Here is a 16,326-nt window from a genome sequence, read left to right on the forward strand (position 1 = left end):
TGCGGTTGCAGGAAGGCGCCCGCGTCTCGCTAGCGAAGCGCGAAGCGCTTTTGCAGCAAGCAAAGACCGGTGATTTCCATCAACACATGATCTGCGGCGGCGCGCTGTGCCTCGGGAAGCGTGCGCGCAAGACCGAGAAAATCGCGTACGCTCGATGGCTCGAAGAACGGCAATTCGGTGAGTAATGGGCTGGTCAACGTGTCTGCGACAAGTTGGAACATCTTCGACGACGGATCGAGCGTCGAAGGGGGCGCGCGGAAGTACTGCTTTTTCCGATCGTAGATTTCCGTGGGCAGGTAGGGCCGCATGGCCTCGCGCAACGCGTACTTCTCCACGCTGCCGCGAATCTTCATCCATACCGGCAAGCTCGCCGCCTCCTCCACCACACGATGATCAAGCAGCGGCGGCCGGCCTTCCAGACTACCGGCCATCTCCAACCGATCTCCAAGGGTTGTCAGCACGAGGTTCGGCAGGCTCGATTTCGCAACGGCGTATAAGGACTTGTTGACCGGATCCCATTGATCGAATGCGGGTCCGCCGAGCCTGTCGAAGAACTGCCGGTACGGTGCGGCGTGCTCGTGCCGCTCGCTGTATGCCCGGCGGAAGAGCTTGGTCAGCGGACTGAACAAGGCTGACTGCGTCTCGATCCAGGAGATGCTGTGCTCGAGATTGCGATTTACCCACTGGACGTCTTCTGTCGGCGCCTCCAGGTAACGGTCGCGCTGGGTTGCCATCCGCTCAGCAAGGCGACGAATTTCATCGGGGTCCTGGCGATCATGGTTGAACCGGACCATATCGCGCCGGTAATGCGGATATCCGGCGAACACCTCGTCAGCACCTTCACCAGTCAACACCGCGCGCATTCCCTTGTTCTGAATGAACTTGCAAAGCATGTATTTGGCGATGCTGTGTGCATTCGAAAACGGGGTTTCGGTGTGCCACAGTGCGTCTTCGAAGTGATCGGCAAGATCGTCCTGGCTCACGGACAGCACATGCAATTGCGCATTGTTATGCTTCGCAGCGATCTCCGCGTAGCGGCGCTCGTCGTATCCTTGCGCACCTTCGAACGACAAGTGAAACGCATTTCGCGATTCGCCGGACAGTGCGGTCGCAAGCCCCAGCATCGCGGACGAATCGAGACCGCCACTCAACGAGACGCCAACCGGTACATCGGCATGGAGGCGCAGGCGCACCGCGTCTTCGATTGCGCTGCGTACGCCTTCGATCATCGACGCTTCCGTGCGCCCATGATCGACCGCGGTTCGAGCCGGGAATTGCCAATCCCAGTATGTCTTTTCCTGAATGCCGGCACTGTCCGCGAGCAGGAGCGTTCCCGGCTTCACGCTGCGAACGCCCTTGAACAACGTGCGATCGCGCAGGATGAAGCCGCGGCTGGCATACCCGTCGTGGTCCCATTGGGCGGGCACGCCCGCCGCCACGAGCGCCTTGATCTCGGAACCGAAGTAAAGCGCGCCATCGTGCTCGGCGTAATACAACGGCTTGACGCCGATGCGGTCGCGGACAGCGAGAAGCGTTTCGCGCAGGCGGTCGTATATCAGAATCGCGAATTCGCCGCGCAATTGCTTGAGACCGCGAATCCCATCTCGCCGGTACAAATGCAGCGCGATTTCGCTGTCAGAGGAGGTTTTGAATCGGCATCCCTGCGCCTCCAACTCCGAACGAATTCGAGCGTAGTCGTAAAATTCGCCATTGACCATCATGACAAAATCGCCTTCGTCCGCTACGATAGGCTGAGTACCGTTACTGAGTCCGACCAATCCGAGGCGGACATACCCCATTGCCACCTTTCCGTTTGGATCGAACCACGTGGAACGGCTGTCCGGCCCGCGATGGTGGATGGCCGCCATCGACGCATCGAGCTGGTCGGGCTTGAATTCAATAGACTGCTTCGAGAGGATTGCGATGTATCCGCACATATGAGCTACCCAGATTTAGGGAGTTGTTTTTAGAATTTGAGTTGTTTTCTTGCGATTGAGGAATGCGTCCATGCGTTGCGCCGTTTCGGCGCCGGACTGAGCAACAGCCGCAACCAATGCCTCTGTAAACAGCCCTTCATCGTGACCCTGCTCGACGATGCGCGGCAGTGCATGAATGATTGCGTGATTGGTAATGGGCAGATTTCGTGCGGCAACTGCGGCCAGTTCTACGGCCTTATCCACCGCAGCGCCAGGCGGCACGACATACTGAGCGACGCCTCGCGCGAAGCATTCGTGCGCAGGAAGGGGACGCCCCGTGAGCATCATCTCCATCATCAACGCAGTGCCTGCCAGCCGAGGGAATCGAACCGACGCGCCGAGCCCGACATAAAGACCTCGTGCGGCCTCCGGAAGCTGGAAATAAGCGCTTTCGTCCATTACCCGAATATGACATGCACTGGCCATTTCCAGCCCCGCACCGATCGCCGCCCCCGAAAGTGCGGCGACAACCGGTATATGACCGAATTGGATTAATCGAAACGTTTCCTGCCACTGCCGAAAGAATTGAAAGCAATCGATAACGGATTGATCTTTCACCTGTGTGAGGTCGAGCCCGGAGCAGAAATGCTCGCTGGTGCTGTAAAGTACAGCTGCGCCAACATCATCGGGGATATTTGAAAATATTTCGCGAAGCTCGAACATCATCGACTTCGGCATCGCGTTTCGCTTCTCGGGGCGGTTTAACCCAACCATTAAAACGCTGTTCTGTCGAGACACCTTAACAAAGGATTGCTCTGTCAATTAAACCCTCGGATTTTTTTTGGAATAGCGATACTACCGTGCAATCGCGCATGTTCAGTTGCGAAATCAGGCTTTCTTATTATAAAATCGGGCCAGCGGCATCTCATCGCGAAGCGCGCCAACGGCCGGGCGCGAAGCACCGATTGATCCAATGAAAATAGAGAGATTCGATTCGAACGATGGTCCCCATGCGACTGATGTCGCAGTGACGACTCGAACCTTTAAGGCAGGCGAGGTGTTCGCTCGCCACAGTCATGAGGAAGGACAATTCGCCTACGCAGCGACGGGCGGCATCTCGATGTTTACCGATGAGGGAAACTGGATCGTACCTACGCAGCGCGCGATCTGGGTGCCCGCGAGCGTCGGTCACGAAATGCATATGCACGGCCCCGTCACCATGTTCAATACGTTCATTGGGTCGAGGGCGGCTCAGCTTGCGGCTTTGCCATCTCATTGCCAGGTTTTCGGCGTTTCTGCGTTACTGCGGCATCTGCTCGACGCGATGTTGGAACTGCCGGTAGATGCCGGTGCGAAACGCGCGCGACTGGAAGCGGTGCTACTCGACGAGATGAGCGAGATGCCGCGTCTTCCATTCAGCGTGCCGTTACCCCAGGATCCGCGGTTGTCGCGTGCGTGTCGGCGTATGCTCGACGCGCCAACACAGACGGTATCGATCGACGAAATGGCAAGGCTGGCGAATGTCAGCCGGCGCACGTTCACGCGGCAATTCCGCGAAGCGACGGGTCTTAGCTTTGTGGCGTGGAGGCAGCACGTCTGCGTGCTCGAAGCCCTGTCTCGACTGAGTCAGGGGGCGAGCGTGAAAGATGTGTCGGTCGATCTGGGATATAGCAGTACCAGTGCTTTTTCCGCCGCGTTCAAACAGCTTCTCGGGGAGCCACCCGTTCGTTACTGTTCCCGATATCGAGCACTTGCGGTAACGGCTCGTTGAGCGCAATCGCGGTCCCGGGTCAACATGAACGAATACTGCACTCATTCCATTTAGACCCATTTCCAGCCGACCTCAGCCGCGGCAGAAATGAATGTAAATGGGTGTCGAAATGGCAACCGCCCCTCACCGCTCCGAATTGGCACTATGCGGTACCACCACTCGTCCGCTCGAGTGCGGTTGGAGCGGCACCATCGCCTCGATCGCCGTCCCTTCCCCCGGCGCACTGACGATAGCGAGCGTGCCACCCAGCATCGACACGCGCTCCCTCATCCCCGCCAATCCGAAAGACCGTTTGCGGATCGCCACCGGATCGAAGCCGCGGCCGTCATCGCAGACGCGCAACTTGCAAGAGCTTGCGTCATGCTCGAGCGTGACGACGACATGTTGCGCACGTGCGTGCCGGCGAACGTTCGTCAACGCTTCCTGGGCGATGCGAAACAAGGCAACGGCGTGATCCTCGGCCAGCGGTGGCACCTCTTCCGGCATCTGGAGCCTGCACGACGGCGGTTCGTTGTGGCCAAACTCCGCAACGAGCCATTCGAGCGCCGCAGCGATACCCGCATCGAGCACCGCCGGCCGCAACGACGACACCACGTCGCGAACCACGCGCATCGTCTGATCCGCCAGCGTCACGAGCTTTCGAACATGCTCGGCGAGCTCGGGGTTATCGGTGCCGAAGCGCAGTCGAAGCGTCGATGCGCCCATGCGAAGCGCCGTCAAATGCTGCCCCAGTTCGTCATGCATCTCGCGCGCGATGCGCTTGCGCTCCTCCTCGACCGCCGTTTCGCGCTTGGATGTCAGCTCGCGCAACAATTCATAGGACTCATGCACACGATGCTCGGCGTCCTTGCGCTCGGTAATGTCTCGCCAAATCGTCAGCACGCCCTGGACCGCGCCCGCGGTATCGTACTCGGGCACCGCGTGCACGTACCAGCACTCGTGTCGGCCATCGTGATCGCCCGAAAGCTCGAACTTCGCGGGCCGGCCGCTCACCATGATCTGCTTCAACCTCGCCTTGAACTCGCGCGCGGCGCCGCGCGGCGCGCGCGGCAAGCTCCCGGCGCTGCCGCCAATCAGCTCGGCGGCTCTGATGCCGCTCGCGCGCTCGAACTCGGGGTTGACATACGTGCGCCGGCAGTTCCGGTCATACCGGGCAATCGGGTCGGGCGCATTTTCGGCGAGTGTCCGAAATGCGCGTTCGCTGTCTCGCAGCGCCCGCTCCATGAGGCGCAAACGGGTAATGTCCCGTGCCAGACCCAGCACACTGATGACCTCTCCTCCGGCGCTTTTCTCGGGAATGTAGCGCACCTCGAAGATGCGCTCGCCTTGAGGCGTCGCCCATTGGACTTCGGCCTCGTTGGGCTCTTTGCTGACGAAAGCGTGGCGGACCGCGGCAATATGGCGCTGCTTCAAGTCTGCGTCGTCGTTCGCGGCGAATTCGAACGGACGCCCGCCGGCCGCTTCCCGCCGCGCAATCCCGAATGCGGCGGAGACGGCCGGATTGGCGTAGATCACTTGCCCGGCGCTATCGAAGCGCGCAATGAAATCGGGCAGATTCTCGGTCAGCGTGCGAAACAGTTGTTCGTTGCGTTTGAGCTCGTCGATATCGCGGCAGATGGCAAGAACGCTTGCCACCGTCCCGTCCGGCGCCAGCTCCGGCACCACGCGCATATGCCCCCAGCGTAGCGCGCCGGAACCGTCGCGAAACCGCATTTCGTCGGTGATCTCGTTTCCTGTTTCGAGAACATATCTGAGCTGCGCCATATATCGGCCGGTATCGACGATGGGCGACAGTTCCGCGGGAGATCGACCGATCACGTTCGGGGCAAAGTTGAGCAACAACGGGCTGACGTAGGTACGGCGCAAGGCGCGATCGTAGCGGGCGATATAGTCGGGCGAATGTTCGACGACGGCGCGAAACGCCTGTTCGCTCGCATGCAGTCTTTCTTCGGCATTGCGCCATTCGGTAATATCGCGCCCGAGCGCCAGCGCGCCAATGACCTCTTTCGCGGGCCCGCGCTCGGGAACGATGCGGATATGGTGATGGCGGACGGTCCCGCCCGGATCCGCCAACGACATCCCCAGTTCCTGCGGCGAGCCCGATGCAATCACCTCGGCGAGCCGTTGATGAAGCTCCGCGAGCGTTTCGCCCGGATGATGCTCGCTCGGGGTTTTTCCGAGCAGCATTTCCAGCGGGCGGCCAAGCGTGGCCTGCAAAGCCGAGTTCGCGTAGACGAGACGGCACTGGAGATCGTAACGGCAGATGACGTCCGGGCTGCACTCGGCGAGCCGGCCAAATTGCGCATCGAGTTCGACCTGGGTCGAGAGCAGCGATTGCGTCTGCTCCCGCGCCCTCAGTTGCAAGAGCCCATCGAGGCGCGTCAACTGCCGTTCGAGACGATCGGCCCGCTCCTGCAGGGCGGCATTATTTCGTTTCAATTCCTCGAGCAGGTTCGAAACGGGCGAATGGGTGGGGGTTCGGCTCATGCGTCACTTTCTCCGCGTCCCGACGGATCGCTAACGCATGCATTGGGGAGGCAAGACTGGCTCGAGTAAGACCTCCCGAGCACCGGGCCAAGCGCCCCTGCGTCCCGCCTACGGCCCGCTTGTACTTTGCGCCGATCGTCGTCATAGCGGAGTGTACACGCGTCGTTAAAACGGGCCGCCCCCTCGCGTGACCTGGGGGGCATACTCAACCGTCATGATCGCTTCGTCGCCGAGCATGTCCGCCATCGATACCTGCATATGCAAACGCCCGTGCGAAAGCGGATTGGCGTCAACGCGTTTCATTGCTCCGAGCAGCAGCGCCAATTCGTCCCGCTGCGGATCCTCGGCAGACATCCGCGCGAGCCGCTCGGTCCCGCGGCCGATCAAGTTCGCATCGGTCGCCCGCGTGCCGATCTCGATCAATTGTCCGTGCGTCAGCGTTCGGTCAGCGTCGAACGCCTCGACTACCGCGATGCTCCCGGCGTAAATCGCCCGATAGCCCGGACCTTCGGTCGGAATACGATCGCGTATCGTTTGAACATCGGGCAGTTTGAACTTCGCCAACGTCGGCCGATCGACCAGGTCTTCGCGTAACAGGTACTGAATCCCCTCGTCCCAAAACCGTTTATGCCAAGCGGCCGACCCAATGTCATCGTAATACTCGAGGCTGCACATCTGCGCGGAGATCGCCGGCTCGATCTCGGTTAACGGTTCATCGTCACGTTCGCCCCACTCGCCGACCAATAGCGAGCGACGGACATAGCTCTCGTGAAACGAGCGGGCGGTACAAACAATTTCGTTCTGATCGACGACGGCAAACATCTGACACTGCATGACCATGGCGGCTGCCTCCTCGCGGCTCACGTCACCCGCTTTCACGGCATCGCCGAGCATCTCGTACCACTTGGCCCGCTCGCGCTCCGACGCGTGATGAGCTGTCCCGGCCGTAAATATCTTCGCCACCCGAAGTTCGAACGGGTCGAAATGCGCATTGCGCGCCGCATGTTCGTAGCGTTGCAAGGTGTGCGGTACGAACGGAGGTTTGCGGTCGCTGCCCACGTTCCAATCGTGGCGATAGCCCACCGCCTCATAGAAGTCGAGGCCCAGGCTCGCCAGTCGCCCGGGAAACGGTTCGCCGAGCGCGGCGCAATAAGCGAGGAAATTTGCGCCGGCCGCCCGGCCAACCCCCGCACAGTGTTGCGCGTCGTGTTGAAAACCGGGGCCTTCGTACTCCACTTCGCTCCTGAACGACGCTGCGCATTCCGGTGCCCGGGCAGCAAATCCCGTTGCCCAATGCGCGTCGTCGGTCGTCTTGCGGCCTGTGGATTCCAGCGGTGCCCTGGAGAGCGAAATCTTCGAAGCATAGGCGGCAGGCAGCGGCGGGCGGCCCCCACTCGCAGGGAAAAGATCGATGCGCACCGGTCCTGTAAGCTCGGCACGCCTCGCCAACGCGCCTTGGCTCGTACCACGAAAATGTGGAAGCTCGCTCAGCGCAGCCGGTCGCACGGCAGGCGATCCCGGTTTGACGACCTCTTTCGAGGCCGCATCGTCGGCAGGCCGATCGACGTTGTTATCCGAAGTGCCTCCCAAGCCCCGTATCGAAGAATCCATGTGACAGAGATACCCGTGACGAAGGGAAATCGATGCTATGAGAACGCCGCCGCACGTTTGCGTCGAGAGGCGAAGCAGCGAGAGGCAATACGAAGAGGGGGCTGGCCGCGGCCGATGGTTCGAACGCCGCAGCGCTTATCGGCAACCGGTCGCGTCGAGAGGTTTCGAGCTGTGGCAGCCGCTGCGGCGGCGTCACGCATGCGCGACGGCCATCGCGACGCGATTGCGCCCGCTGCGCTTGGCAGCGTAGAGCGCGTGATCGGCCTCTTCGACGAGCAGCTCGACGCTCGCCGCACCCTCGCGCACCGTCGCGCAGCCGACGCTGACGGTCACACTCAGCCGCACATCCGGCAGCGCGACGCCATCGCCGGCAATCGCTTGACGAATGCGCTCGCCGGCCGCTCGCGAGCCGGCCGGATCGCAATGCGGAAGGATCACCATGAACTCCTCGCCGCCGTAGCGCGCGAGCACGCCCGTGTCGCCGATCTCGTCCGCGACGGTCGCGGCGATCCGTCGCAATACGGCGTCGCCGGCCGGATGACCGTACGTATCGTTGACGTGTTTGAAGTGATCGATGTCGAACAGCAGCACGGAAAACACCTCGCCGCTCGCCTGCCAGGCGCGATACTCGCCTTCGAGGCGCCGTATGATGTAACGCCGATTGAACAGGCCCGTAAGCGCATCGCGCTCGGACGAATCGCGCAGCGCTTCGAGCGCCGCCTCTTTTTCGCGCCAGGCGGCGGCAAGCTCCGTAACATCGGCAATCGTCACGCAGACAGCCACGACCTGGCCGTCTTCCATGAGCGGCATGAATGCGCAATCCTGCTGCATGCGGTCGAACGATCCGGTGATGGGGCAATCGTGTTCGAACGGCAATAGCCACGGCCGGTGTTGCCACGACGAGAACGAGCCGCTGTGCAGCAGGAACACGGTATCGAACTTGCGCTTGAGCCAGGCATGCGGCAGATCGGGAAAGCATTCGAAGATGCTGCGTCCGCGCGCGGCCTCGGCGCAAACGCCGCTATGCTCGGACATGAAGCGATTCCACATCACGATGCGATAGTCGCGATCGACGGCGAAAATCCCCAGCTGAACCCGCTCGAGCGCAAGCTCGGCAAGCCGGGCGGTGTCGGGCATTTCCATTGACTGCCTCTGCCTCGAAGACGTCGTCAGAGATTGGCGAGGAATCCGTCGAGCGCGGTGACCAGCGCCTCGACCGCCTTCGCCGTCATCAGCGTCAACAGGTGCGATCCGAACACGCCATCTTCCGTCTGCAAGGTCACCTCGAGCAGCAACGCCCTGTCCCATGGCAGTTTCGACGGGTTGAGGATGTCTTCGAGATCGAGATGCGCACCCATCACGCGCGGCGGCGTGAATGTCGGTACCTGCCCGATCTGCTCGAACAGGCCCGTCAGGCAGGCCCCGGTGATGAGATTGGCGACGTCGGACAACGCTTCGATATCTTGCTCGTCGGCCTCCTCGGGCGACGCGAGTTCAGACTCGTCGGCACGGAAGACGAACTTCATGTGCGCCGCGCCTCGGCTATCGAACAGCGATATGGCTTCGCCGGCTATGTCGCAGCGAAAGCTTTGGCGCAGCGCCGTGACAGGCTCGGTGAAGTCGAGCATGTCGCGCACGGCGGACGGCAGCGAAACGGTGTCCACCATGCGGATGCGCGGCACGGAAAGATGAATGAACCGGCCCAGCAATGCAGCCAGTCTCGCCCCGGCCTGCCCCATCCCGATGTTGGCGATTTCCTGAAGCGCGTCGCGCCGGTCGCCGCTCAAGATCGCGTCACTCATAGAGTCCATACTCTTTCAGGATGGGCAACAGCTTTTCGCTAGAAATGGGTTTTTCGACGAAGGCGACGGCACCCAGTGCCTTCACACGTACTCGCGCTTCGGGCTGGATATCGGCGGACACGACGATGACGAAGCTGTCGAGTCCTTCCGCACGCACCGTTTCCAGGACATCGAAACCCGTCATGCCCGGCATCGTCAGGTCCAGAAACATGATCGAAGCGCGCCCTTCGCGGTATGCCGCGATGGCGTCGGAGCCGTTCGACGCCTGAGACACATCGATATCCCAGGCGTCCGGTAACGCGTTGATCAGCAAGCGGCGGGCGAGCGTCGAGTCGTCCACCACGAGTACAGGCAATCCCATGGCCGTCATTCCTTTGTAACTGAAGGCAATAACGGCGGGGTAAATTACTTTCTGAAGTGCTCCATAACCCGAGGGTAATAGAATAATCCGCAAACGATTGCGGACATTATCATCCAACCGTTTAAAACGCACCCCATTTTTAATTGATTTAAATCAAATCGGGCTGGCCTTTCGGGTGCTAGACGCGTGGCGCGTCATCCGCGAGGTACGCCCGGATCACATCGACGAAGTCACGGTCGCCGATAAATCCAAGCGATTCCGCACGCGTCGTGTCCCATCGTCCAGGCCAACTGCCGACGATGCGCTCGATACGTTCGTCACGCCGATAAACGACGCGCGCGGCAGCGGCGTCGCCTGCCACCTGGCGCAACGCGTCGATCATCTGCGCGGCGCTGACGCACAAGCCCGGCAAGTTGACGATCGGCCTTTCTCCAAGCAGCGACGGATCGAGCGCATAACCGTGCACCAGGGCCTCGATCGCGGCGCGCGGCGAAAGCAGCCACAAGCGCGTCGCCGGGTCGACCGGCAACACGGCGGTCTCGCCGGCCAACGGCTCGCGCACGATACCGCTCGCAAACGAGGACGCCGCGGCATTGGGCCGCCCCGGCCGCACGCTGACGGTCGGCAAACGCAGCACCCGGCCGTCGACGAAGCCGCGACGGGTGTAATCGGCGAGCAGCAGCTCGGCGACCGCCTTTTGCATCCCGTAGGAAGAGCGCGGATCGAGCGCGGTGTCGTCGCGCACGATCTCAGGCAGCGCTCCACCGTAGACTGCCACCGAGCTCGTGAACACGACGCGCGGACGATGTCCCCGTGCGCGGCATACCTCGAGCAATTGGCGCGACGCGTCGAGGTTGATTCGCATGCCGAGATCGAAATCCGCTTCCGCCTGACCGCTCACGATCGCCGCCAGATGAAAAATCGCGCAAGTGTCCGGGTCGATTGCGTCTTCCAGCACGCGCCGCTCGGCAATATCGCCGACTACGCTGCGCACGCGCGTATCGCCCGCGCTGGGAGCGGGCACGACATCGAGCAACGTCAATTCGTCGATGGGTTGGGTGCGGCCCTCGCAACCGGGCAACGCGCCGTCATCGAGGAGCCTGCGCGCGAGCCGTTGACCGAGAAAGCCCGCACCTCCGGTAATCAGTACCTTCATCTGGAATATTCCTCGTGGTCCTGTTTCAGTTCATCCGGCGTCCTGACGATTCGCGGCCCTGGGCGATGGCGCCTAGCGCTTGTATGGAGCGAACCAGCCGAGCCCCTCGGACGTGCCCGCGCGCGGCCGATATTCGCAGCCGATCCAGCCGTCGTAACCCAATGCGTCGATGAGCGGGAACAGATACGGATAGTTGAGCTCGCCGATGTCCGGCTCGTGCCGCTCGGGAACGCCCGCGATCTGGATATGTCCGATGCCCGCGATATCGCGCTCGAGCTTGGTTGCGAGGTCGCCCTCGACGATCTGACAGTGATAGCAATCGAACTGCACTTTCAAATTCGGCGCACCGACCTCGCGGCAGATCGCCTGGGCGTCGTCTTGCCGGCTCAGGAAATAGCCGGGCATATCGCGTGTATTGATCGGCTCGATGAGGATCGTGATGCCGGCGCTGCGCGCCCTGTCGGCGGCGAGCGCGAGGTTGCTCAAATAGGTGTCGCGATGACGTGCACGATCGTCCCCGGGGCCGGCTAGCCCGGCCATCACATGGATCTTGTCGTTGCCGAGCACGGCAGCGTACTCGAGCGCACGATCGACCCCTCGGGCGAACGCGTCCTCTCGCCCTGGCAACGATGCCAGGCCGCGCTCGCCCGCGGCCCAGTCGCCGGGCGGCGCATTGAAAAGCGCCTGCACGAGATCGTTCGCGTCCAGCCGGGCTTTCAATTCCTGCGCGGGAAAATCATAGGGAAAGAGGTACTCGACGGCCGCGAACCCGTCCCTCGCAGCGGCGGCGAAGCGATCGGGGAACGCATGCTCGTTGTACATCATCGTCAGATTCGCTGCGAAGCGCGGCATGATAGGACTCCTTTCAGTGTCGAGGGCGCATCACGTGCAACGAGACGGGTCGGACGCGCTACCAGTGGGCGCCGAACGTCTGCCGCAATTCGTCGAGCGCCGTTTCGTCGAGCGGTTCCGGGCGCGGCGTCGCCATGAGCCACAGCCGCGCTGTCTCTTCGAATTCCTCGAGCGCATACGAAGCGTGCGAGACGGAACGCTCCCAGACCACGGGCCCCAACCGCTCGAGCAGGACGGCTCGCACGGTTGCCGCCAGCGCGGCGACTTCTCGCGCAACGTCGCTGTCGCCGGGGCGGCGGTAACGGATCAGCGGCGCATGGCCCACTTTCATCACGTAGTACGGCGTGATCGGCGGCAGGACGTCGTCGTCGCGCCATACACCGCCCGCCTCAGGCCGGGTGAGCGTGAGTGCCACGAGGTGCGTCGAATGCGTATGGACGATGCCGCGCGATGCGGGACTCGCCGCGTAGATCGCACGATGCAGCGCAAGCGTTTTCGACGGCTTGTCTCCCGAAACGGGGTGCCCGTCCAGATCGACCTTGGCAATGCGCGCCGGATCGAGCCGTCCGAGGCATGCGTCGGTCGGCGTGATGAGCCAGCCGTCGTCCAGGCGCGCACTGATATTCCCCGCCGTGCCGACCGTATAGCCGCGCGCGTAGAGGCTCGCACCGGTCGCGCAAATCTCTTCGCGCGCCGCGGATTCAGCCTGTCGCAAATTAAGCGAGGCCGTCATGACGCCGCACCGCCGAGTTGACGCAGCGCCTTCTCGAAAAAGTCGACGCTGCCGAAGTTGCCCGACTTGAGCGCCAGCGCGAGCGGGGTCGGTCCGATGCTCACCGTTGCGGGCACACCCGGATCGATTTGCGCGCCGATGTGCAGCGCACGCACGCCAAGCGCTTGCACGACCGCGCCGGATGTTTCGCCGCCTGCGACGACGAACCTGCGTACGCCCAGCGCATGAAGCGCGCGGGCAATCGATGCGAGCGCGGCTTCGACGAGTGCTCCCGCTCGCTCGACGCCGAGTTCATGCTGGGCGGCCCGCACCTCGTCAGGTGTGGCCGTGGCATAGACGAGTACCGGCTCAGGTGTCGATGCTTCGGAGTGCTCTCGTGCGAAAGCCACCGCCCGTTCGACGAGCGGTTCGTCGCGGGCCAGCGCGAGCGGATCGATGCGAAAAGCGGGGCGCGACGCCCGCCACGCCCCCACTTGCGCAAGCGTCGCTTTGGATGCACTGCCGGCCAGCACGGCCGCACCGCCATCCACGCACGGCAGTGCCCCCGCATCGCACGTCGCTGACAGCAACCCCGCGCGGCGAAAGTTCTCCGGGAGCCCGAGCGCGAGACCCGAGCCGCCCGTCACGAGTGCTCTATCCATGCATGCGGCGCCTAGCGTGTGCAGATCGCTGTCGGATATCGCATCGGCAATCGCAATGCGCACGCCTTTGGCCTGTTCGGCGGCCAAAGCGGCGCGCACCGCATCGCTGCCGCGCGCAACCGCGTCATAGCGCACGAGCCCGACTTTGCCCTGGGTTTGCCGTTCGAGCACGCGCACGAGATTGGGATCGCGCATCGGCGTGAGCGGATGGTTCTCCATGCCCGACTCGCTCAAGAGCGCATCGGCGACGAACAGATGTCCTCGATAAACGGTGCGTCCGTTTTCCGGAAAAGCGGGACAGGCAATGGTCAAACCGCTGCCGGGCAGATCGGCGAGGGCATCGAGAAGCGCCTCGGCCACCGGACCGATGTTGCCTGCATCGGTCGAATCGAAAGTCGAACAATATTTGAAGAAGAACTGCCGGCAACCTTGCGCGCGCAGCCATTCGAGTGCGGCGAGCGACTGAGAGATCGCATCGGCCGCCTCGATCGTGCGCGACTTCAGTGCAACCACGAGTGCGTCGGCACCGCGTGCGGCCGCGGCGACTTCCTGGGCCTCGGGTACACCGATCGTTTGCACCGTGCGCATGCCGCCGCGTACGAGCATGTTCGCGAGATCGGTCGCACCGGTGAAATCGTCGGCGATGCACCCCAGCAGCGCACGCCCTTGCTGTGCCCCGCTCATTGCGCGGCCTCTTTGTCGTTGTGGCGCCCGCCCGCCGGCAGGTCGATGCCAGGGAACACCTTGATGACGGCCGAATCGTCCTCGCCGCCGTGGCCGGCGCTCGATGCCGTCATGAACATCTGATGCGCCGCGGCTGAGAGCGGCAATGGAAATTTGCTCCGCCGCGCGGTGTCGAGCACGAGGCCAAGGTCCTTCACGAAGATGTCCACGGCCGACAGCGGCGTGAAGTCGCCCGCAAGGATATGCGGCACGCGGTTTTCGAACATCCAGGAGTTGCCGGCGCTATGCGTGATGACCTCGTAGAGCGCCTCGGGGTCCACGCCCTCGCGCAGACCCAGTGCCATGGCCTCGGCCGCCGCGGCAATGTGAACGCCCGCCAGCAGTTGATTGACGATCTTGATTTTCGAGCCGATACCGTGCGCCGCGCCCAGCCGATACACTTTTGCGGCTATCGCTTCGAGTACGTTGTTGCAGCCTTCATACGCGGCGTCCGGCCCCGACGTCATCATCGTCATCTCGCCCGATGCGGCCCGCGCGGCGCCTCCGGACACGGGCGCGTCCAGCATCTGCAGCCCCGCGGCCTCGATACGCTTGCCGAGCGCAACGGCATATTCGGGTGCCACGGTCGCACTCGCGATGACGATACCGCCGCGCGACATCGCCGGTACGGCACCGTTCTCGCCGAAGAGCACTGCATCGGTCTGTGCGGCATTGACGACGAGCGTCAAAACCACCTCGCAACGGCGCCCGAGTTCCGCCGGGTCCGCGCAGGCGACGCCGCGCTCAGCGGCGAACGCATCGAGCACGTCGCGGCGCACGTCGCACCCATGCACGGTGAACCCGGCACGCAGTAACGATCGGGCCACGCCGAGGCCCATGGCACCCAGCCCAATAACACCGACATTTCTCGACATGCTCGACCTCTGCTGAAAATCAGGAGTCCTACGGAATTGAAAGTACGCCGCCCGTTTGACGACGCGCCGTGAAGCTCAGCGGCAGATTCCGGCTTCTGCCAGCCGCCGAGCGGCGTTGTACATGTGCGTACAGGCGGCATTGCGTGCGGCCATCGGGTCGCCGGCACGGATTGCAGCCACGATCGCGGCATGTTCTTCGCGCACCTGGCGCGCAAAGTCGCCGCGCAGCGCCTCGTTGCGACGTGTCACGACAGTGCCCGCTTCCAGATATTGATTGAGGAACGTCAGCGTCTTGAGGAAGTACGGATTGCCCGTCGCCACGGCGATGGCACGGTGAAACGCAACATCTTCCGCGACGCCGTCATCTCCCTCCGCCCCCGCCGCGTCGATTTTTGCGAGGGCTGCATCGATAGCCGCCATATCGGCCGCGGTACGGCGCATCGCAGCCTCGGAGGCGACTTCCGCTTCAATGGCGCGCCGCAATGCGAGGATTTGCACGACGGCGCTCGGCTCCACCGCCTCCGCATAATCGATGCGCAAGGGCCGGATGCCGGCCCGCTCGACGATGAACACCCCACTGCCCTGGCGCGGTTCGACCACGCCTTCGTTCTTCAGACGCGACACGGCCTCGCGAATAACGGTTCGGCTCACGCCGAACTCCTGCGCCAGCACGGCTTCCGTCGGAAGTTTCCCGGTCCGCGCGAACGAGCCCTTCTCGATCTGCTTGAGCAATTGCTGCGCGACGGTGTCGCTCAAGGCACGCACAGGAATCTTCTCGAACATCGGGCGGGACATAAGATGCGTCGCTCATCATCAGGTGATGCGGTCATCATACAAGTTTGCCATCGAGCTCCTATCGGGACAAACCCGGGGGCACTCGCACATCGATTGATCGAATTGGCCGCAATTGATCGCTCGTTTCGGCCAATTGAATTGCCGCGACGGGGGCTACACTGTTTTCCATGGAGCGAGACGTTGGCTCCATCCACACGCTCCCCTCGTGTGGGGATTCAAAGTACCTGAAGACCAGTTGCACCAACGAAGTTTGTCCGACGTAGTGGTATCGCCGCAGTCGCATCACCGGCAGTTGGAAGTACGCGGTTGGCAATACGCAGTTGACAGTACGCAGTCGCATCACTCGTAGCTCGCAGTTCGGATCATCGCAATCAGCAGCACGGGGTTACATCCTGGAACCGGGGGAACGGCGCGGGCACCTGAATTTCCGCCCAAGGCCGCTTGGCAGCACGCAGTATCTGTATGTAGCAGGTGGTTGAGGCCGCTGACGCTGGAAACAGCATCAGCGGCCTTTGTTCGTCTGCCGCCGCACGGGGCGGCGGGGCCGCAACGCACCGGCGCGGGCCGGATCGCGGTACATTGTTCTCTGCACGTTTGAGCGGC

13 protein-coding genes and 1 pseudogene are annotated in these 16,326 nt (G+C 62.7%); 1 reads left to right on the forward strand and 13 read right to left on the reverse strand.

Annotation, left to right across the window (positions count from 1 at the left end):
- Nucleotides 1–29 precede the first annotated feature (29 nt).
- Together asnB and ACR9ZC_RS24315 are read right to left on the reverse strand one after the other, a co-directional pair.
- Entirely contained in the window at nucleotides 30–1,937 is a 1,908-nt protein-coding gene (asnB, locus tag ACR9ZC_RS24310) for an asparagine synthase (glutamine-hydrolyzing) (protein WP_481582221.1), read from the reverse strand.
- Between the two features lie 15 nt (nucleotides 1,938–1,952).
- Entirely contained in the window at nucleotides 1,953–2,738 is a 786-nt protein-coding gene (locus tag ACR9ZC_RS24315) for a crotonase/enoyl-CoA hydratase family protein (RefSeq protein ID WP_481582222.1), read from the reverse strand.
- A gap of 205 nt (nucleotides 2,739–2,943) precedes the next feature.
- On the opposite strand from ACR9ZC_RS24315, the gene ACR9ZC_RS24320 reads away from it, so the two are divergent.
- A complete protein-coding gene (locus tag ACR9ZC_RS24320) occupies nucleotides 2,944–3,687 on the forward strand; it encodes an AraC family transcriptional regulator (protein ID WP_481582223.1) in 744 nt (247 codons plus the stop codon).
- A gap of 123 nt (nucleotides 3,688–3,810) precedes the next feature.
- Here ACR9ZC_RS24320 and ACR9ZC_RS24325 read toward each other — a convergent pair whose 3' ends face one another.
- From ACR9ZC_RS24325 to ACR9ZC_RS24375, 11 genes and pseudogenes are all read right to left on the reverse strand, one after another.
- The gene (locus ACR9ZC_RS24325) at nucleotides 3,811–6,174 is read right to left on the reverse strand and encodes a PAS domain-containing sensor histidine kinase (RefSeq protein WP_481582224.1); all 2,364 of its coding nucleotides are present in this window, start codon (nucleotides 6,172–6,174) and stop codon (nucleotides 3,811–3,813) included.
- 165 nt (nucleotides 6,175–6,339) lie between these two features.
- Nucleotides 6,340–7,764, reverse strand: coding sequence for a hypothetical protein (locus ACR9ZC_RS24330; RefSeq protein ID WP_481582225.1), 1,425 nt, complete (start codon nucleotides 7,762–7,764; stop codon nucleotides 6,340–6,342).
- Between the two features lie 213 nt (nucleotides 7,765–7,977).
- Nucleotides 7,978–8,928, reverse strand: a complete 951-nt coding sequence (locus ACR9ZC_RS24335; RefSeq protein WP_481582226.1) for a GGDEF domain-containing protein — start codon at nucleotides 8,926–8,928, stop codon at nucleotides 7,978–7,980.
- Nucleotides 8,929–8,954: 26 nt separating this feature from the next.
- Nucleotides 8,955–9,587, reverse strand: coding sequence for a chemotaxis protein CheC (locus ACR9ZC_RS24340; RefSeq protein ID WP_331573821.1), 633 nt, complete (start codon nucleotides 9,585–9,587; stop codon nucleotides 8,955–8,957).
- Nucleotides 9,580–9,948 (reverse strand): response regulator, encoded by a 369-nt coding sequence (locus ACR9ZC_RS24345; protein WP_331573819.1) that lies wholly within the window; start codon nucleotides 9,946–9,948, stop codon nucleotides 9,580–9,582. Before ACR9ZC_RS24345 ends, ACR9ZC_RS24340 begins: the two co-directional genes overlap by 8 nt.
- Before the next feature lie 178 nt (nucleotides 9,949–10,126).
- Entirely contained in the window at nucleotides 10,127–11,104 is a 978-nt protein-coding gene (gene denD, locus ACR9ZC_RS24350) for a D-erythronate dehydrogenase (protein WP_481582227.1), read from the reverse strand.
- A 72-nt stretch (nucleotides 11,105–11,176) separates the two neighbouring features.
- Nucleotides 11,177–11,956, reverse strand: a complete 780-nt coding sequence (gene otnI, locus ACR9ZC_RS24355; protein ID WP_481582228.1) for a 2-oxo-tetronate isomerase — start codon at nucleotides 11,954–11,956, stop codon at nucleotides 11,177–11,179.
- Between the two features lie 58 nt (nucleotides 11,957–12,014).
- Nucleotides 12,015–12,689, reverse strand: coding sequence for a 3-oxo-tetronate 4-phosphate decarboxylase (otnC, locus tag ACR9ZC_RS24360; RefSeq protein WP_481582229.1), 675 nt, complete (start codon nucleotides 12,687–12,689; stop codon nucleotides 12,015–12,017).
- Nucleotides 12,686–14,014: a 3-oxo-tetronate kinase gene (gene otnK / locus ACR9ZC_RS24365; protein ID WP_481582230.1), complete on the reverse strand. Its 1,329-nt coding sequence runs from the start codon at nucleotides 14,012–14,014 to the stop codon at nucleotides 12,686–12,688. The genes otnC and otnK overlap by 4 nt, the downstream gene beginning before the upstream one ends.
- Nucleotides 14,011–14,949: pseudogene (gene ltnD / locus ACR9ZC_RS24370) on the reverse strand (L-threonate dehydrogenase); the annotation flags it as partial. The gene otnK and the pseudogene ltnD, both read right to left, overlap by 4 nt.
- Before the next feature lie 54 nt (nucleotides 14,950–15,003).
- Nucleotides 15,004–15,711, reverse strand: coding sequence for a FadR/GntR family transcriptional regulator (locus tag ACR9ZC_RS24375; RefSeq protein ID WP_481582759.1), 708 nt, complete (start codon nucleotides 15,709–15,711; stop codon nucleotides 15,004–15,006).
- Nucleotides 15,712–16,326 lie beyond the last annotated feature (615 nt).

The organism is Trinickia sp. HAY1-2D, assembly GCF_056754935.1.

Excerpts from the sequence above, each read along its gene's own strand:
- asnB (WP_481582221.1), bottom strand. The coding sequence starts at position 1,937 with ATGTGCGGATACATCGCAATCCTCTCGAAGCAGTCTATTGAATTCAAG.
- ACR9ZC_RS24325 (WP_481582224.1), bottom strand. The coding sequence starts at position 6,174 with ATGAGCCGAACCCCCACCCATTCGCCCGTTTCGAACCTGCTCGAGGAA.
- ACR9ZC_RS24375 (WP_481582759.1), bottom strand. The coding sequence starts at position 15,711 with ATGTTCGAGAAGATTCCTGTGCGTGCCTTGAGCGACACCGTCGCGCAG.
- otnC (WP_481582229.1), bottom strand. The coding sequence starts at position 12,689 with ATGACGGCCTCGCTTAATTTGCGACAGGCTGAATCCGCGGCGCGCGAA.
- ACR9ZC_RS24335 (WP_481582226.1), bottom strand. The coding sequence starts at position 8,928 with ATGGAAATGCCCGACACCGCCCGGCTTGCCGAGCTTGCGCTCGAGCGG.
- denD (WP_481582227.1), bottom strand. The coding sequence starts at position 11,104 with ATGAAGGTACTGATTACCGGAGGTGCGGGCTTTCTCGGTCAACGGCTC.
- ACR9ZC_RS24345 (WP_331573819.1), bottom strand. The coding sequence starts at position 9,948 with ATGGGATTGCCTGTACTCGTGGTGGACGACTCGACGCTCGCCCGCCGC.
- otnI (WP_481582228.1), bottom strand. The coding sequence starts at position 11,956 with ATGCCGCGCTTCGCAGCGAATCTGACGATGATGTACAACGAGCATGCG.
- ACR9ZC_RS24340 (WP_331573821.1), bottom strand. The coding sequence starts at position 9,587 with ATGAGTGACGCGATCTTGAGCGGCGACCGGCGCGACGCGCTTCAGGAA.
- otnK (WP_481582230.1), bottom strand. The coding sequence starts at position 14,014 with ATGAGCGGGGCACAGCAAGGGCGTGCGCTGCTGGGGTGCATCGCCGAC.